The following is a 17,393-nucleotide window of genomic DNA, read 5'->3' on the forward strand; positions in this document are numbered from 1 at the left end:
GGACCTTAGAGGTCCAGCACCAGCCGTTCCGGCGCTTCAAGGCTTTCCTTGACGCGAACCAGGAAGGTCACGGCTTCCTTGCCGTCGACGATGCGGTGGTCATAGCTCAGCGCCAGATACATCATCGGACGGATGACGACCTGCCCGCCAATGGCCACCGGCCGCTCCTGGATCTTGTGCATGCCCAGAATGCCCGACTGCGGTGCGTTGAGGATCGGCGTCGACATCAGCGAACCATAGACACCACCATTGGAGATGGTGAAGGTGCCGCCCTGCATGTCGGCCATCGACAGCTGGCCGTCGCGTGCCTTCTTGCCCAGCGTATTGATCGACTTCTCGATTTCGGCAATCGACATCTGGTCGGCATTGCGCACGACAGGAACAACGAGGCCCTTGTCGGTGCCCACGGCCACGCCGATATGGGCGTACTGCTTGTAGACAAGGTCATCGCCATCGATCTCGGCATTAACAGCCGGGATTTCCTTGAGCGCATGCACCACGGCCTTGGTGAAGAAGCCCATGAAGCCAAGCTTCACGCCATGCTTTTTCTCGAACAGCTCTTTGTAGGAATTGCGCAGGTCCATCACCGGCTTCATGTCCACCTCGTTGAAGGTGGTCAGCATGGCGGCGGTGTTCTGCGCGTCCTTGAGGCGGCGGGCAATGGTCTGGCGCAGGCGGGTCATCTTGACCCGCTCTTCGCGGCCGGCATCGTCGGCCGAAACCGGCGCGCGCGGCGCGGCGGGCGCCTTGGCTTCGGCCGGCTTGGCGGCAGGAGCCGATGCCGGTGCAGCCTGGGCAACGGCGGGCGCTGCAGCCACAGCCGGCGCAGCGGCAGGCTTGCTCAGCGCTGACTGCACGTCTTCCTTGAGCACTTGGCCGCGCTTGCCCGAACCTTCGATATCGGAACCATTGAGGCCGCTTTCATTGATCAGCTTCTGGGCCGATGGAGCCGGCGGCATGCTGGTGCCGACTGCCGGCTTCACCGGCTCGGGACCGGCAGCGTTGGCGGCAGGCACTTCGGCTTTGGCAGGCGCGGGGGCCGCGGCAGCAGGAGCGGCGGCAGCGCCGGCCCCTGCCCCACCGATAGCGCCAAGCAATGCGCCCACATCCACCGTCTCGCCCGGCTGGGCGGCGATGGCTTCGAGCACGCCGGCAGCCGGTGCCGGCACTTCGATGGTCACCTTGTCGGTTTCGAGCTCGACGATGGGCTCATCGGCGTTGACGGCATCGCCAACCTTCTTGAACCATTGGCCGATAGTGGCTTCGGTGACGCTTTCGCCCAGCGTCGGCACGCGGATTTCAGTCGACATTGTTCTGTCCTTTTAGCTGCCGAGGGCTTCGTCGAGGAAGGCCTGCAGTTGGGCAAGATGGGTCCGCATCAGACCCGTGGCAGTGGAAGCGGAGGCCGGACGGCCGGTATAGCGCACGCGCTGGCCGGTACGGCCCATCTGGTCGAACACCCACTCAACATAGGGCTGAATGAACGCCCAGGCACCCATATTCTTGGGTTCTTCCTGGCACCAGATGATCTCGGCGTTCTGGAAGCGGCTCAATTCGTCCAGCAGCGCCTTGGCCGGGAACGGATAGAGCTGTTCGATGCGTAGCAGGTACACATCGTTGATGCCCTTCTTCTCGCGGTCTTCGAGCAGGTCGTAATAGACCTTGCCCGTGCACAGCACGACGCGACGGATCTTGTCGTCGGCCACCAGCTTGGTCGTGGTCTTGGGCGCGCCGGGCGCCTCGGCATCGTCCCAGAGGAGACGGTGGAAGCATGAATCCGGACCCATTTCGACCAGCCCGGAGACGGCGCGCTTGTGGCGCAGCAGGCTCTTGGGGGTCATCAGGATTAGCGGCTTGCGGAAGTCGCGCTCCACCTGGCGACGCAGCACATGGAAGTAGTTGGCCGGCGTCGTGCAGTTGGCAACCTGCATATTGTCTTCGGCACACAGCTGCAGGAAGCGCTCGGGACGTGCGGAGGAGTGCTCCGGCCCCTGCCCTTCATAACCATGCGGCAGCAGCATGACCAGGCCCGACATGCGGAACCACTTGCGTTCGCCCGAGCTGATAAACTGGTCGATCACCACCTGTGCGCCGTTGACGAAGTCGCCGAACTGGGCTTCCCAGACCGTTAGCGCCTTGGGCTCGGCCAACGAATAGCCATACTCGAACCCGAGCACCGCCTCTTCCGACAGCATCGAGTTGATGACCTCGTAGCGGCTCTGGTCTTCGGAGAGGTTGTTGAGCGGCGTATAGGTCTTATTGTCGACCTGCTGGTCATTCAGCACCGAATGGCGCTGGCTGAACGTGCCGCGTTCGACGTCCTGGCCGCTGAGGCGCACGGGATGGCCATCGGTCACCAGCGTACCAAAGGCCAGTGCTTCCGCCGTCGCCCAGTCGATGCCCTCGCCGGATTCGATTGCCGCCAGGCGATTGTCCATGAAACGCTTGACCGTCTTGTGGACGTTGAATCCTTCCGGCACACGCGTCAGCGCCGTGCCAATCTGAACCAGGGTCTCGATCGGCACGCCTGTGTCACCACGGCGCGGGCCTTCCTGATCGGCGGGACGGAAATCCTTCCACGCGCCATCGAGCCAGTCGGCCTTGTTCGGGCGATAATCCTGCCCGGACTCGAATTCCTTTTCCAGCTTGGCGCGCCAATCGGCCTTGAGCTGGTCGATATCGGCGGCCGTGTAGAGGCCTTCGGCAATCAGCTTGTCCGAGTAGATTTCCAGCGTCGACTTGTGCGCGCGGATCTTGGAGTACATGAGCGGCTGGGTGAAGCTCGGCTCGTCGCCTTCATTGTGGCCGAAGCGGCGATAGCAGAACATGTCGATGACGACAGGCTTGGCGAACTTCTGCCGGTATTCGACGGCGATCTTGGCCGCGAACACTACCGCTTCCGGATCGTCGCCATTCACATGCAGCACCGGTGCCTCGATCATCTTGGCGACGTCGGTCGGATAGGGCGAGGAGCGCGAATACATCGGGCTCGTGGTGAAGCCGATCTGGTTGTTGATAACGAAGTGGATCGAACCACCCGTGCGGTGCCCCTTGAGGCCCGAGAGCCCCAGGCATTCGGCAATCACGCCCTGCCCGGCAAAGGCCGCATCGCCATGGATCAGCAGTGGTAGCACCATCGAGCGATCGGGCTTGCCGTCAACAGCGATGTTGACCAGCCGACCGTCAGGCGAAATATGCTGGTCCTGCTTGGCGCGTGACTTACCCAGCACCACCGGATCGACGATCTCGAGGTGAGAGGGGTTGGCGGTCAGCGACAAGTGCACCTTGTTGCCGTCAAACTCACGGTCCGACGATGCACCCAGGTGATACTTGACGTCGCCCGAACCCTCGACGTCATCGGGGTAGAAGGCGCCGCCCTTGAATTCGTGGAACAGGGCACGGTGCGGCTTGGCCATCACCTGCGTCAGCACGTTGAGACGGCCGCGATGGGCCATGCCCAGCACGATGTCCTTGATACCCAGGGCACCACCGCGCTTGATGATCTGTTCAAGCGCCGGAATGGTCGATTCACCGCCGTCGAGGCCGAAGCGCTTCGTGCCGGTATACTTGACGTCGATGAACTTCTCGAAGCCCTCGGCCTCGATCAGCTTGGACAGGATGGCCTTCTTGCCCTCGGCCGTGAAGGTGATTTCCTTGTCCGGACCTTCGATGCGCTCCTGGATCCACTGCTTGGCGTCGGGATCGGAGATATGCATGAACTCGATGCCCAGCGTACCGCAATAGGTGCGGTTGAGGATAGCCAGCATCTCGGGAATGGTCGCGTATTCGAGACCGAGATAGTTATCGATGAAGATCTTGCGGCTGTAATCGGCCTCGGTGAAGCCGTAGCTCTGCGGATCGAGCTCGGGCGCCGGCTCATCGGCCTTCATCTTCAGCGGATCGAGATCGGCGTGCAAATGCCCGCGCATACGGTAGGCGCGGATCATCATGATCGCGCGGATGGAGTCGCGGGTCGCCTGCAGCACATCGGCGACGCTGGTCTGCGCCACGCCGAGCGCCTCGGCCTTCTTGGCGATGGCCTTCTCGGTCTTGATGGCGATTTCGCCCCAATTGCCGTCCAGCGCACTGACCAGTTCGCCATTGGCGCTCTGCGGCCAGTCCTTGCGGCCCCAGCTTGGGCCCTCGGCATTCTGTTGGGCGACGCCGTCGCCGTCGTCTAGCTTGGAAAAGAAGGTCTTCCAGGTCTCGTCGACACTGGAGGGATCGCTCTTGTAACGGGAGTAGAGCTGCTCGATGTAGTCGGCGTTCCCACCATAGAGGAACGAAGTCAGCAAGAACGTGTCGTTCTTTTCCTGTCGTGTCATCGCTTTTTCGTCGCGAGGCCCACGCCCCGCCATCCTTCTCAACAACCGGCTATGCCGGTCCATGCGGTCCCTGATTTTCGATCGGATACTGACCGCTTATCCTTAGTATCCTGTTAAGTGTAACGGCCCCTGAGCAGGGCCGTGGCTCAATTCAATTCTTACCCGCTTCGGGCACATCTGGCGTAACACCGTTCTGTGTCCGAAGCGCGACCGACATTGGTCGCATCTTGGGCCAGTCGTCGCCGACGAGCCCGTTCCTTCGTCATTGCCCGGCTTGTCCGGGCAATCCATCTTCCACAAGATCTGGCTGGATCACCCGGACAAGCCGGGCGATGACGACCAGGCAGGGTCATTGCCGCAGCAATCAGCCCTTCAGCACCTCAGCCAAGGTCCGGCCAATCCGGGCCGGCGACTTCGACACGCGGATACCCGCTGCTTCCATCGCCGCGATCTTGTCTTCAGCGCCGCCCTTACCGCCCGAAATTACGGCGCCAGCATGGCCCATGGTGCGGCCGGCCGGCGCAGTCAGGCCAGCGATGAAGCCAGCCATCGGCTTCTTGCGGCCGCGCTTGGCTTCGTCGATCAGGAACTGCGCGGCGTCTTCCTCGGCCGAACCGCCGATTTCGCCGATCATGATGATCGATTTGGTGGCTTCGTCGGCGAGGAACATTTCGAGCATGTCGATGAACTCGGTGCCCTTAACCGGATCACCACCGATACCGACCGCAGTGGTCTGGCCCAGGCCCTCATTGGTCGTCTGGAACACTGCTTCATAGGTAAGCGTGCCCGACCGCGAAACAATGCCCACCGAGCCCTTGGAGAAGATCGAGCCCGGCATGATGCCGATCTTGCATTCTTCCGGCGTCAGCACGCCCGGGCAGTTCGGCCCGATCAACCGCGACTTGGACTTGTCGAGCTTGGCCTTGACCCGAACCATGTCGAGCACCGGCACACCTTCGGTGATGCAAACGATCAGCGGGATTTCCGCATCGATTGCCTCTTCGATGGCAGCGGCGGCGCCCGGAGGCGGCACATAGATCACCGAGGCATTGGCGCCGGTGCGCTCCTTGCCCTCGGCCACCGTCGCGAAAACGGGCAGCGATGCCGAACCATCGACGCCTGACGTCCAGGTTTCGCCAGCCTTCTTGGGGTTCACGCCACCCACCATCTTGGTGCCGTAATAGGCCAGCGCCTGCTCGGTATGGAACGTCCCGGTCTTGCCGGTCAGGCCCTGTACGAGAACCTTGGTGTCTTTGTTGACGAGGATCGACATGGCTCTTCCTATTGAAGTCGATTGAGTTGGGTAACGGTCAATTCGCTCTGCGCATTGCCGGTGTTGAGAGTGGTGGAAGGTTCCACCATGAGCACGATGGGCTCGGACGTAAGCGAGCGCGGGCGATGCTCGACGCCACGCGGCACGACGAGGAAGTCGCCCTCGCCCAGTTCGACGCTGCCATCGCGAAAGTCGATGGCGATGCGTCCCTTGAGCACGAGGAAACCTTCGTCCTCCGCCTCATGCGCATGCCAGTCGAAGACGTCGCCGAACTTGGCGATCTTGACCTGGCTATCATTGATATCGCCGGCGATATGGGGCTGCCACACGCCATCGATCTGGCTTTCGGCGGCGCCGACGAGATTGATCTTGCGCGGAACGGCCATTAGTTCACCCCGTCGGTTGGCAGGATCGTCAACTGCAGGATGAAGCCGTCCACCGAGTGTTCGACCAGCAGCAGGCGGTTCTTGTCATAGGCGCCGATCAGGCTGGCAAAGCTGCCTTCGCTGATCTGTTGGCCCTGGCCTTCGTAACGGTCAAGGTTCTGCACCGACTGGACCACCGCCTGGGCGTCCCCTTCGGCGTCCGTAATATCCACCCGGCAATAGCCGAGCACGCCGCTTGGGTAGGTCTCGAGCAGCGTATACATCTCGGCATAGCCGAGCCCTGCCACTTGCTTGGCGCCGTTTATCGTCCGCATATGGGGCGAAGCCAGTTCGTCCTCATAGGTGTCCCAACCTTCGGAGTTGGCGGCCTCCATGGCAAGGACGTCCCCACTCGCTAGCAGTTCGCACATCTCGAGGATTTGCACCGCCGGCGGCAGCTTGCTCTTGCTTTGCGCCACCACGGGGGTCGCGCAAAGTGCAAGAGCCGCGATGAGGGCGAGGCCGGCGCGCATGGCGCTAGCCCTGCACCGCCTTGACGATCTTCTGGGCGGCGTCATCGAGATCGTCGGCAGAGATCACGTTGAGGCCGGACTGGTCGAGGATGGCCTTGCCTTCCTTGACATTGGTGCCTTCGAGACGAACCACCAGCGGCACGGCAAGACCGACTTCCTTGACCGCGGCAATCACACCCTCGGCGATCACATCGCAACGCATGATGCCGCCGAAAATGTTGACCAGAATGCCCTTCACTGCCGGATCGGCCGTGATGATCTTGAACGCTGCGGTCACCTTCTCCTTGGAGGCGCCACCGCCCACATCGAGGAAGTTGGCCGGCTCGGCGCCATAGAGCTTGATGATGTCCATGGTCGACATGGCAAGACCCGCGCCATTGACCATGCAACCGATATTGCCATCGAGCGCCACATAGGCGAGGTCGAACTTGGACGCTTCGATTTCCTTGGCGTCTTCCTCGGAGAGATCGCGCAGGGCCTTCAGCTCTTCGTGGCGGAACGCCGCATTGTTGTCGAAGCTCACCTTGGCATCGAGCACGCGAAGGTGGCCGTCAGTCATCACGATCAGCGGGTTCACTTCCAACAAGCTCATGTCGGTTTCGGTGAACGCCTTGTAGAGGATCGGGAACAGCTTGGCCGCATCGGCCTTGGCATCACCCTCGAGCTTCAGCGCAGTGACAATTTCCTCGATATTCGCGGCAGTGACGCCAGTCGTCGGATCGATATCGACGGCGATGATCTTCTCGGGTGTGTCATGGGCGACCGCTTCGATGTCCATGCCGCCTTCGGTCGAGATCACGAACGACACGCGGCCGGTGCCACGATCGACCAGCAGCGAGGTATAGAGCTCACGCGCGATATCGGCGCCGTCTTCGATATAGAGGCGATTGACTTGCTTGCCGGCATCGCCGGTCTGCTTGGTCACCAGCGTATTGCCCAGCATTTCCTTGGCATTGGTAACGACGTCGGCCACCGACTTGGCGAGGCGCACGCCGCCCTTGGCATCGGGGCCCAATTCCTTGAACTTGCCCTTGCCACGCCCACCGGCATGGATCTGGCTCTTGACCACATAGAGCGGGCCCGGCAGCGACTTGGCCGCCGCCTCGGCTTCATCCGCCGAAAAGATCGCCACACCCGCCGCAACCGGCGCACCGTAGGACTTCAGCAGCTCTTTGGCCTGATGTTCATGGATGTTCATTCGTTCGTCCCCTTGGATGGGTATCTCGTGGCGGTCACGGGGCCTCAACCCCCACCGCGTCATTCCCGCGCAGGCGGGAATCTCACTTCGGCGCCCCACAAAGGGATATCCCCGCTTTCGCGGGGATGACGCCGTGTTTGCTACGCCAGCTTCGGCGCGATCTTCTTGCAGGCTTCGATCAAGCCCTCGACAGCCCCAACGGACTTGTCGAACGCCTTCTGTTCAGCAGAGTTCAGTGAAATCTCGATGACCTTCTCGGCACCACCGGCGCCAATAACCACCGGCACGCCGACATAGGTGCCCTTAACGCCATACTGGCCGTCGAGGTAAGCCGCTGCGGGCAGCACGCGCTTCTTGTCCTTGAGATAGCTTTCAGCCATCGCAATGGCAGAGGTCGCCGGCGCGTAGAAGGCCGAACCGGTCTTGAGCAGGCCGACAATCTCGGCGCCGCCGTCGCGGGTGCGCTGGATGATCGCGTCGAGCTTTTCCTTGCTCATCCAGCCCATCTTGACGATGTCGGTGAGCGGGATGCCGGCAACCGTCGAGTAGCGCGCCAGCGGCACCATGGTGTCGCCATGGCCGCCCAGCACGAAGGCGTTGATGTCTTCGACCGAAACCTTGAGCTCGTCGGCAATGAAGTGCACGAAGCGCGAGCTGTCGAGCACGCCGGCCATGCCGATGACCTGATTGGTGGGCAGACCCGAGAACTTCTGCAGCGCCCACACCATGGCGTCGAGCGGGTTGGTGATGCAGATGACGAAAGCCTTGGGCGCATACTTAGCGATACCCGCGCCCACCTGCTCCATCACCTTGAGGTTGATTTCGAGCAGATCGTCGCGGCTCATGCCCGGCTTGCGCGGCACGCCGGCGGTGACGATCACCACGTCCGAACCCTTGAGGTCTTCATACTTGGAAGTACCGGTGATCTTGGCATCGTAGCCTTCGACCGGAGCCGACTGGGAAATGTCGAGCGCCTTGCCCTGCGGCACGCCATCGACGATGTCGAACAACACGATGTCGCCGAGGTCTTTGAGAGCCGCCAGGTGAGCAAGCGTGCCACCGATCTGACCCGAGCCGATAAGAGCGATTTTCTTGCGCGCCATAAGTCCTCATCCCAGACTGCATTGAATTGGGCGACGTATTAGCCTTACCGGCCCAGAGGGGCAAGTGAACCCTTCGTCTTAAACGGATTTTGGCCCTTGCTGATGGGCGAAGGGGTGGTGCCGGATGGGCAAGGACCAGCCACCGGATCGTCACCCTCGGGCTTGACCCGAGGGCGTTGCAGTTCCTGCAGGTGGCAAGTGTAGAGCCCTAGGGTCAAGCCCGAGGGTGACGATCTGGGCTGCCGACATCATCGGGGACAACCTCGCTCGGGGCATCCCTGAGTCCCTTGCCCAGATATTCCTCCGACTGCATCTCGACCAACCGCGATACCGTGCGCTGGAATTCGAACGCCGTCTTGTCGTCCTTGCCGAGCTGTTCGAGCGGCACGTCGAAACTCGCGCCCAATTTCACGCCACGATCGTAGAGATTGTCGATCAGCAGAATAAATCGTTTCGCCGCATCAGATTTCTGCCGGTCCATCTGCGGCACGTGATCGATGATAACGGAGTCGAACTGATGCGCGATGCGCACAAAATCGCGCGACCCCAGCGGCTTCTCGCACAGATCGGCGAACCCGAACCGCGCTGCGCCCATGGCCATTAGCGGCACATGGATTTGTCGGCCGATGCTCTCGACCACGCCCGGCGCGCCGGCCACGCCGCCGGTAATCCGCAACCACAGCCGGTCCATCTCGGCCGTCGCCTCCGGCCCGGTCCCGAACGCATAGACATGTTGCCCGGCAAATTTCATCCGCCGATAATCCCGCGCCGCTGGCAGTGACGCGACCGTCACGTGGCTCTTGAGCAGCGCGATGAACGGCAGGAACAATTGCCGGTTCAGCCCATCCTTATAGAGCTCATCCGGCTCCACATTCGACGTCGCCACCAGCGTCACACCACTCGCGAACAGCTTCTCGAACAGCCGCGTCAGCAGCATGGCATTGGTGATGTCATGCACATGGAATTCATCGAGGCACAGCAGCCGCAGCCCCGATTTGACGATGGGTTTCACCACCGCCTCGACCGGGTCGGCATCCTTGCCCTTCTTGCTCTTGCGGAATGCCGCCATCCCGGCATGCATCTCGTCCATGAACTCATGAAAATGCACCCGCCGCTTCTCGGCGATCGGCACCGCGGCGAAGAACAGGTCCATCAGCATGGTCTTGCCACGCCCCACCTCGCCATGGAGGTAAAGGCCCTTCACCGGCTCGGGCTTGTCGAACAGCCGTCCAAACAACCCCTTGGGCTGCTCGGCCACCAGCCCCGCCAGCACAGCGTCGAGCAGCCCCGCCGCCTCCCGCTGCGCCGGATCGGCCATCAAAACACCAGAACCCGCCAACGCCGCATACGCGGTGCTGACGGGTCCAGATCGTTCAAGTCTTAAAGTAACCGCTGACAATCGACAGAACTCGATGCGTTTTCGGTCAAGCCGAGTCGAAAATGCTGGGTTCCGAGAACCGGAGCGGAGCGTACTTCAGTACGTGAGCACCGGAAGCGCAGGAAGCCGGCATTTGCAGGCCGGCTCCACCGAAAACCTTAGCGGGACATCGAGATGGCCTGACCGCCACCCATGGTCCCGATATAGCGGCCACCGCTCGGCGCCAGGAAGGCGGCGATGTTGCCGTTGTCATCATAAAGCTGCAGCTGGCTGCCAACCTGCTGCCAGCCGGTGACCGTGGCCAGCGTCGGCACGGCGCAACCCGGAGCCGAGGCGCGGAAATAGCCGGTGCCGGTCTTGGCGGTCATCGGCAGATTGATGCGGCAGGTCGCGGCGCCAGCGGTAACGTTCCAAACGCCTTCGGGGCCGGCGCTCATGCCGCCCGCGGCAGGCTGGGCCAGCGGGTCGAGCGAAACAATCGAACCGCCAGGGGCCATTGGGGTGGTCGCGCTCGGCTGGATCATGCCCGGGGTAGTGGCAGCGATTTGCGGATTGGCCTGGACGCCACCGAGCATCGGCTGACCCGACAGGCCCGGCGCCGGCGTACCGGTCGCGCCAATGGCGGGCAGCGTGCCCTGCTGCACGGTCGAGTTCTGCACCGGCTGCAACTGCGCCGGAGCACCAATCGTATTGAGATTCGCGGTGTTCGAACCGGTGGACTGGCAAGCCGCCAACACCATCGCAATCGCCGCAATACCCGCAGCGGACAACGATCCGCGCATCCAAACCGTCATTGGTTCGCTCCTGCCCGAAGGCTTAACAAAGGTTAACAGGTTGACTGGCTTATAGCCAAAGCCCGCCCTGCACACAACTGCCCGGTCCGCATTGTAACCTGCCCTGACCAATGTGGCCGATTTACGGGTCGAGCGCCGTCATTTCCTTCAACAATTCCCGGGCCAGAACGGTTGCATCCTCGGCCTCTTCCTCGGGCACCTGCACCGGCACGCCATCGGGGCCAAACAGGTTCGGTACTCCCGGCAGCCCACCCTCGCCCTGTTCGAGCGGGTGAAATCCATGCGCTCGCAGCGCCACCACCAGCACGCGCGCCGTGGACGGATTCTCGACATGGGCGATGATCTGGTAGGTCATGAGAACTCCGAGCTGCGGCCCCCGATCCTGACGGGCACCGGGCGAACCGGCAAGGACAATCAGGAACATCTTACCCCGCGGGCGCTCCTTTTGCGCGGAGCGGCACGGCCGCAATACGGCCCGCCCGCTTGCCAGTATGCCATCAAAATGTTGCACTCGCTGCTAAGCTGTTTCACCTCAAGGTGATTTGCGGCTAGATGAGTGCCGGATTTGGCTCGTAACGGACACATGTCCTCCTTCGGGGATTGAATGGGCGCCTATATCGTTCGCCGCCTGCTGCTGATGATACCGACAGTCTTCGGCATCATGGCGATATCGTTCCTCATTACGCAATTCGCTCCCGGCGGCCCGGTCGAACAGGCGCTGGCCAACCTGTCTGGCCAGAACCAGTCCATCACCGAGCGCATCACCGGCAGCGAAGCCGGTGACTTTGCCGGCCAGCCCGGCCAAGGCGGCGGCTCCGCCTATCGCGGCAGCCAAGGGCTGTCGCCGGAGCTGGTGGCGCGCATCGAAAAGCAGTTCGGCTTCGACAAGCCGCCGCTCGAGCGCTTCGGCATGATGCTGTGGAACTACATCCGCTTCGATTTCGGCGACAGCTATTACCGCGACATCTCTGTCATCGATCTCATCAAGGAGAAGATGCCGGTCTCCATCTCGCTGGGCCTGTGGATGACGCTGATCGCCTATGGTGTCTCTATCCCGCTGGGCATCAAGAAAGCCATCAGCGACGGCTCCCGCTTCGACGTCTGGACCTCGACAATCGTCATCATCGGCTATGCCATTCCCGGCTTTCTCATCGGCATCATGCTGGTCATCCTCTTTGCCGGCGGCAGCTTCTGGTCGATCTTTCCGCTGCGCGGCCTCACCTCGCCTGGCTTCAGCACCTTCCCCTGGTGGCGGCAGATTCTGGACTATTTCTGGCATCTGGTGCTGCCCATCACCGCCATGGGTCTCGGCGCTTTCGCCACCACGACCCTGCTCACCAAGAACTCGTTCATTGACGAGATCGGCAAGCAGTATGTCACCACCGCCCGTGCCAAGGGCCTGACGGAAAACCAGGTGCTCTACCGACACGTGTTCCGCAACGCCATGATGCTGATCATCGCCAGCTTCCCGGCCGCCTTCGTCGCCGCATTCTTCTCCGGCTCGCTGCTGATCGAAACCATCTTCTCGCTCGATGGTCTGGGCCTCCTCGGCCTGCAGTCGATCTCCAACCGTGACTATCCGGTGGTCTTCGCCACGCTCTACATCTTCAGCCTGCTCGGCCTCGTCATCGCCCTCATTTCCGACCTCGCCTATATGTGGGTCGATCCGCGCCTCGATTTCGAAAGCCGCGAAATATGACCGAGGCCGCCACCCAGGCAGCGGTCATCGAGGTGCCGCGCAATCGCTTCCTCAGTCCGCTCAATCGCCGGCGCTGGGACAATTTCAAGCGCAACCGCCGCGGCTGGTGGTCACTCTGGATCTTCCTTGTGCTGTTCGTGGCGACCCTCGGCTCCGAATTCATCGCCAACGACAAGCCGATCCTCGCCTATTACAAGGGCGAGCTGCTGTTCCCCGCCATCGTGGATTATCCCGAGCCCAAATTCGGCGGCTTCCTCGCCGTCACCAACTACCGCGACGATTTCATCGCCTCCGAGATATCAGCCAACGGCTGGGCCGTCTGGCCACCGATCCGCTTCAACTACACCACCGTCGATGGGTTCCTGCCCCATTCGGGCGCCGTGGCTCCAAGCTGGACCATGACCCGCGACGAAAACTGCGCCCGCTACCCTCTCCTCGCCGAAGACCCCAATTGCCACTGGGGCAATTACCACTGGCTGGGCACCGACGATCGCGGCCGCGACGTCGTCGCCCGCCTGTTCTACGGCTTCCGCATCTCGGTCCTGTTCGGCCTCGTCCTCACCGTGCTGTCCTCGATCATCGGCGTGGTCGCAGGCGCCGTGCAGGGCTATTTCGGCGGCTGGATCGACCTGCTGGCCCAGCGCTTCATCGAGATCTGGACCTCCGTCCCCGCGCTTTATCTGTTGCTGATCATCTCCAGCGTCATAGCGCCCAGTTTCTGGGTTCTGCTCGGCATATTGTTGCTGTTTTCCTGGGTGTCGCTGGTCGGCATCGTGCGTGCCGAATTCCTGCGCGGGCGCAATTTCGAATACATCGCCGCCGCCCGCGCCCTCGGCGTTTCCAACGTCACCATCATGTGGCGACACCTGCTGCCAAACGCGATGGTCGCGACACTCACCTTCATGCCCTTCATTCTGTCGGGCTCGGTGGTCACCCTCACCTCGCTCGACCTGCTGGGCTTCGGCCTGCCCCCGGGGTCGCCCTCACTGGGCGAACTGCTCGCCCAGGGCAAGAACAACCTCCAGGCCCCCTGGCTCGGTCTCACCGGCTTTTTCACCATCGCCATCATGATGACCCTCCTCGTCTTCATCGGCGAAGCCGTCCGCGACGCCTTCGATCCGCGAAAGTCGATGGCATGACCAAACCGCTCCTCTCGATCCGCGACCTCACCATCCGCTTCGGCGCCAACGAGGCGACGCGTAACCTCTCCCTCGATATCGCCCCCGGGGAAACGGTCGCCCTGGTCGGCGAAAGTGGCTCGGGCAAGTCCGTCACCGCGCTCTCCGTCCTCAAGCTGCTGCCCCCCACGGCGCAGCTCTCCGGCCAGATCCTCTTCAAGGGCAAGGACCTCGTCACCGTCCCACCGGCCGAACTGCGCGCCGTACGCGGCAACGATATCTCGATGATCTTTCAGGAGCCGATGAGTTCGCTCAATCCGGTGCACGCCGTCGAGCGGCAGGTTGGCGAGGTCCTCGCCATCCATCGCGGCCTGCGCGCCACGGCTGCCCGCAAGCGCACGCTCGAACTGCTTGAGGCCGTCGGCATCCCCGACCCAGCCAGCCGCCTCGCCGCCTACCCGCACCAGCTCTCAGGCGGTCAGCGCCAGCGCGTCATGATCGCCATGGCGCTTGCCAACGAGCCCGATCTGCTGATTGCCGACGAACCCACCACTGCCCTCGACGTCACCGTACAGGCGCAAATCCTGGCCCTGCTCAAGGAGCTGCAGCAGCGCCTCGACATGGCCATGCTGTTCATCACCCACGATCTCGGCATCGTCAAAAAAATCGCCGACCGCGTCTGCGTCATGACCAAGGGCGAGATCGTCGAGACCGGCCCGGTCGCGCCACTCTTCGCCGATCCGCAGCACGCCTATACCAGGCACCTGCTCGCCGCCGAACCGCGCGGCAAGCCGCCCGCCTCCGACCCCACGGCCCCCTCCATCGTCGATGTTGCCGATCTCAAGGTCTGGTTTCCCATTAAGCGCGGTGTCTTCCGCAACGTGGTGGGTCACATCAAGGCCGTCGATGGCGTCGATCTCTCCATCCGGCGCGGCGAAACCTTGGGCGTCGTCGGCGAAAGCGGCTCCGGCAAATCCACGCTGGGCTACGCCCTTCTCCGCCTCATTCCCTCCGACGGCCGCATCGTTGTCCTCGGCAACGAACTGCAGGCCCGCTCTTGGAAGGCCATGCGCCCTCTCCGTGCCGACATGCAGATCGTCTTCCAGGACCCCTACGGCTCCCTCAGCCCCCGTCTCTCGGTCGACCAGATCATAGGCGAAGGCCTAGCCGTCCATATGCCGCGCCTCACCGCCGCCGAGCGCGATGCCCGCGTGGTCAAAGCGCTCGAAGAAGTCGGCCTTCCGCCCGCCGCCCGCTTCCGCTACCCGCACGAATTCTCCGGCGGCCAGCGCCAGCGCATCGCCATCGCCCGCGCCATTGTGCTGGAGCCCAAATTCGTCGTTCTCGACGAACCTACCTCCGCTCTTGACGTCTCCATCCAGGCCCAGGTGGTCGACCTGCTGCGTGATATCCAGCAGCGCCGTGGTCTCACCTACATGTTCATCAGCCACGATCTGAAGGTGGTCCGCGCCCTCGCCAACCAGCTCATCGTCATGCGCAATGGCAAGATCGTCGAGCAGGGCCCCGCCACCGATATCTTCGCCGCGCCACGATCGGACTACACCCGAGCGTTGATGGCCGCTGCTTTCGACGTGGCGGTGATCAACGCTCCAACTCTTGATCCAACGCCCCTGTCGGATCGCGACAATTCCGCCTAGTCTTTCCGTCACATGATCGTAACATCAGGAGCCGTCCGATGAAGCTCGCACCTCTCCTCGCCCTTGGCCTGCTGCTTGGCCTGGCAGCCCCCGCGCAGGCACAGACCCAGACCGGCGTCTGGACCAACTCGTTTTCCACCAATGGCGAGCCGCCCAAATACGGCCTGGATTACACCCATTTCGACTACGTCAATGTCGACGCTCCCAAGGGCGGTGTGGTGCGTCTGGGCAGCCTGGGGGGCTTCGACACCTTCAATCCCATCCTGCCCAAAGGTGAGGGCGCCGACGGCATCGGCCTTGTCTACGAAACGCTGATGACCCCGTCGCAGGACGAGGTGAATACCTATTACGGCCTGCTCGCCGAGAGCCTGATGATTGCGCCCGACTACAGCGCGGTGACCTTCCGCGTCGACCCCGACGCCAAATGGGCCGATGGCGAACCGGTAACCGCCGAGGACGTGGTCTGGTCCTTCAACAAGAATATCGAGCTCAACCCCAACCAGGCGCAATACTACGCCAACATCGTCAGCGCCGAGGTCACCGCGCCCGGCGAGGCCACCTTCACCTTCGACCAGACCGGCAATCGCGAACTGCCGCTGATCTTGGGGCAACTCGCCATCGTGCCGCAGCACTGGTGGGAGGGCACCGATGGCAAGGGCAACCAGCGCAACATAGGCGAATCTACTCTCGAACCGCCGATGGGCTCCGGTCCCTACGAGCTGGCCAGTTTCGAGGCCGGCCGCACGCTCACCTACAAGCGTCGCGAGGATTACTGGGGCCTCGACCAGCCCACCCGCGTCGGCACCAACAATTTCGACGAGTATCGCATCGAGTACTTCCTCGATCTCACCGTGCAATTCGAAGCCTTTAAGGGCGACCAGTTCGATTGGTGGAACGAGAACCAGGCCCGCCGCTGGGCCACCGCCTACGACTTCCCCGCCGTCGCCGATGGGCGCATCATCAAGGAACTGTTCCCCCAGGACTATGCCGGCAACGGCGTCATGGTCGGCTTCATCCCCAATCTGCGCCGCGAGAAGTTTCAGGACCAGCGCGTCCGCGAAGCCCTCAATTATGCGTTCGACTTCGAGGAGCTGAGCAATACCCAGTTCTTCGGCCAATACGATCGCATCGACAGCTACTTCTTCGGCCTGCCCTTCCGCTCCACCGGCCTGCCCAAGGGCGAAGAGCTCGAAATCCTCAACTCCGTTAGGGATCTCGTCCCACCGGAGGTCTTCACCGAGCCCTATACCAACCCAGTCAGCGGCACGCCCGCCAAGCTGCGCGAAAACCTTCGCACCGCCCTGCAGCTTTTCACCGAGGCCGGCTATACCCTGGACGGCAACCGCCTGGTCGACGCCAATGGCACTCAGTTCGCCTTCGAAATCCTGCTCAATGGCCCGACCATCGAGCCGGTGGCGCAGAACCTCGTCACCAATCTCGGCCAGATCGGCGTCGCCGTGACCCTGCGCACCGTCGACAGCCCTCAATACATCAACCGCGCCCGCAGCTTCGACTATGACGTGATCTATGCCGGCTGGGGCCAATCTTTCTCCCCCGGCAACGAGCAACGCTACTTCTTCGGCTCATCCACCGCCAACGAGGAAGGCGCTCAGAACTATGCCGGCATCGCCGACCCGGGCATCGACGCACTGATCGACAAGATCATCGTCGCCGACGACCGCGCCACCCAGGAAGCCGCCGTCATGGCCCTCGACCGCGTGCTGCTGGCCCATCACTACATCGTCCCCAGCTATACGCTGCGTAACTCGCGCATCGCCCGCTGGGACCGCTTCAGCCACCCCGAAACCCTGCCCGAATTCTCAAGCGGCTTCCCCACCATCTGGTGGTACGACGAAGCCAAGGCGGCAAAGACGGGCGGGGCGCAGTAGACCGTGCGGCGGGTCAGCAGCGCCGCCCACCAGCATCGTGCGTTGCCCTCGGGCCTGACC

General features: G+C 62.6%; 14 protein-coding genes. 4 read left to right on the forward strand and 10 right to left on the reverse strand.

The genetic code is table 11. From position 1 onward, the window contains the following. Window positions 1–5: 5 nt before the first annotated feature. The 10 genes from odhB to MF606_RS15925 all read right to left on the reverse strand — a co-directional run bounded on the left by odhB (window position 6) and on the right by MF606_RS15925 (window position 11,324). On the reverse strand, window positions 6–1,310 hold the full coding sequence (gene odhB, locus MF606_RS15880; RefSeq protein WP_240230320.1) for a 2-oxoglutarate dehydrogenase complex dihydrolipoyllysine-residue succinyltransferase: 1,305 nt from the start codon (window positions 1,308–1,310) through the stop codon (window positions 6–8). A 12-nt stretch (window positions 1,311–1,322) separates the two neighbouring features. Beyond that, window positions 1,323–4,325 carry a 2-oxoglutarate dehydrogenase E1 component gene (locus tag MF606_RS15885; RefSeq protein ID WP_240230321.1) on the reverse strand — a complete coding sequence of 1,001 codons (3,003 nt, stop codon included), beginning with the start codon at window positions 4,323–4,325 and terminating at the stop codon, window positions 1,323–1,325. A gap of 364 nt (window positions 4,326–4,689) precedes the next feature. After that, window positions 4,690–5,598, reverse strand: a complete 909-nt coding sequence (gene sucD / locus MF606_RS15890; RefSeq protein ID WP_236899374.1) for a succinate--CoA ligase subunit alpha — start codon at window positions 5,596–5,598, stop codon at window positions 4,690–4,692. Window positions 5,599–5,606: 8 nt separating this feature from the next. Next, entirely contained in the window at window positions 5,607–5,984 is a 378-nt protein-coding gene (locus MF606_RS15895; protein WP_240230322.1) for a cupin domain-containing protein, read from the reverse strand. Then, window positions 5,984–6,496 (reverse strand): hypothetical protein, encoded by a 513-nt coding sequence (locus tag MF606_RS15900; protein WP_240230323.1) that lies wholly within the window; start codon window positions 6,494–6,496, stop codon window positions 5,984–5,986. The genes MF606_RS15895 and MF606_RS15900 overlap by 1 nt, the downstream gene beginning before the upstream one ends. Before the next feature lie 4 nt (window positions 6,497–6,500). Beyond that, window positions 6,501–7,694 (reverse strand): ADP-forming succinate--CoA ligase subunit beta, encoded by a 1,194-nt coding sequence (sucC, locus tag MF606_RS15905; protein ID WP_240230324.1) that lies wholly within the window; start codon window positions 7,692–7,694, stop codon window positions 6,501–6,503. A gap of 140 nt (window positions 7,695–7,834) precedes the next feature. Next, complete coding sequence (gene mdh, locus MF606_RS15910; protein WP_240230325.1) at window positions 7,835–8,797, reverse strand: malate dehydrogenase; 963 nt, start codon at window positions 8,795–8,797, stop codon at window positions 7,835–7,837. Between the two features lie 214 nt (window positions 8,798–9,011). After that, the gene (gene zapE / locus MF606_RS15915; RefSeq protein WP_338084378.1) at window positions 9,012–10,196 is read right to left on the reverse strand and encodes a cell division protein ZapE; all 1,185 of its coding nucleotides are present in this window, start codon (window positions 10,194–10,196) and stop codon (window positions 9,012–9,014) included. Between the two features lie 137 nt (window positions 10,197–10,333). Next, entirely contained in the window at window positions 10,334–10,969 is a 636-nt protein-coding gene (locus MF606_RS15920) for an AprI/Inh family metalloprotease inhibitor (protein WP_240230327.1), read from the reverse strand. Window positions 10,970–11,090: 121 nt separating this feature from the next. Further along, window positions 11,091–11,324 (reverse strand): hypothetical protein, encoded by a 234-nt coding sequence (locus MF606_RS15925; RefSeq protein WP_240230328.1) that lies wholly within the window; start codon window positions 11,322–11,324, stop codon window positions 11,091–11,093. A 249-nt stretch (window positions 11,325–11,573) separates the two neighbouring features. Here MF606_RS15925 and MF606_RS15930 point away from each other — a divergent pair, with 249 nt between their 5' ends. Genes MF606_RS15930 through MF606_RS15945 form a run of 4 tightly spaced genes read left to right on the forward strand, consistent with a single transcriptional unit; the run spans window position 11,574 to window position 17,333 of the window. Then, complete coding sequence (locus tag MF606_RS15930; RefSeq protein ID WP_240230329.1) at window positions 11,574–12,668, forward strand: microcin C ABC transporter permease YejB; 1,095 nt, start codon at window positions 11,574–11,576, stop codon at window positions 12,666–12,668. After that, window positions 12,665–13,807, forward strand: coding sequence for an ABC transporter permease (locus MF606_RS15935; protein ID WP_240230330.1), 1,143 nt, complete (start codon window positions 12,665–12,667; stop codon window positions 13,805–13,807). Before MF606_RS15930 ends, MF606_RS15935 begins: the two co-directional genes overlap by 4 nt. Further along, window positions 13,804–15,444, forward strand: coding sequence for an ABC transporter ATP-binding protein (locus MF606_RS15940; protein WP_240230331.1), 1,641 nt, complete (start codon window positions 13,804–13,806; stop codon window positions 15,442–15,444). Before MF606_RS15935 ends, MF606_RS15940 begins: the two co-directional genes overlap by 4 nt. 38 nt (window positions 15,445–15,482) lie before the next feature. Beyond that, window positions 15,483–17,333 carry an extracellular solute-binding protein gene (locus MF606_RS15945; protein WP_240230332.1) on the forward strand — a complete coding sequence of 617 codons (1,851 nt, stop codon included), beginning with the start codon at window positions 15,483–15,485 and terminating at the stop codon, window positions 17,331–17,333. The last annotated feature ends 60 nt before the right edge of the window (window positions 17,334–17,393 follow it).

This window comes from Devosia lacusdianchii, from assembly GCF_022429625.1.
Lineage (GTDB): Bacteria > Pseudomonadota > Alphaproteobacteria > Rhizobiales > Devosiaceae > Devosia > Devosia lacusdianchii.

Bases quoted from the DNA above. Each gene is read 5' to 3' on its own strand.
- odhB (WP_240230320.1), bottom strand. From the start codon at position 1,310: ATGTCGACTGAAATCCGCGTGCCGACGCTGGGCGAAAGCGTCACCGAA.
- MF606_RS15885 (WP_240230321.1), bottom strand. From the start codon at position 4,325: ATGACACGACAGGAAAAGAACGACACGTTCTTGCTGACTTCGTTCCTC.
- sucD (WP_236899374.1), bottom strand. From the start codon at position 5,598: ATGTCGATCCTCGTCAACAAAGACACCAAGGTTCTCGTACAGGGCCTG.
- MF606_RS15895 (WP_240230322.1), bottom strand. From the start codon at position 5,984: ATGGCCGTTCCGCGCAAGATCAATCTCGTCGGCGCCGCCGAAAGCCAG.
- MF606_RS15900 (WP_240230323.1), bottom strand. From the start codon at position 6,496: ATGCGCGCCGGCCTCGCCCTCATCGCGGCTCTTGCACTTTGCGCGACC.
- sucC (WP_240230324.1), bottom strand. From the start codon at position 7,694: ATGAACATCCATGAACATCAGGCCAAAGAGCTGCTGAAGTCCTACGGT.
- mdh (WP_240230325.1), bottom strand. From the start codon at position 8,797: ATGGCGCGCAAGAAAATCGCTCTTATCGGCTCGGGTCAGATCGGTGGC.
- MF606_RS15920 (WP_240230327.1), bottom strand. From the start codon at position 10,969: ATGACGGTTTGGATGCGCGGATCGTTGTCCGCTGCGGGTATTGCGGCG.
- MF606_RS15925 (WP_240230328.1), bottom strand. From the start codon at position 11,324: ATGACCTACCAGATCATCGCCCATGTCGAGAATCCGTCCACGGCGCGC.
- MF606_RS15930 (WP_240230329.1), top strand. From the start codon at position 11,574: ATGGGCGCCTATATCGTTCGCCGCCTGCTGCTGATGATACCGACAGTC.
- MF606_RS15935 (WP_240230330.1), top strand. From the start codon at position 12,665: ATGACCGAGGCCGCCACCCAGGCAGCGGTCATCGAGGTGCCGCGCAAT.
- MF606_RS15940 (WP_240230331.1), top strand. From the start codon at position 13,804: ATGACCAAACCGCTCCTCTCGATCCGCGACCTCACCATCCGCTTCGGC.
- MF606_RS15945 (WP_240230332.1), top strand. From the start codon at position 15,483: ATGAAGCTCGCACCTCTCCTCGCCCTTGGCCTGCTGCTTGGCCTGGCA.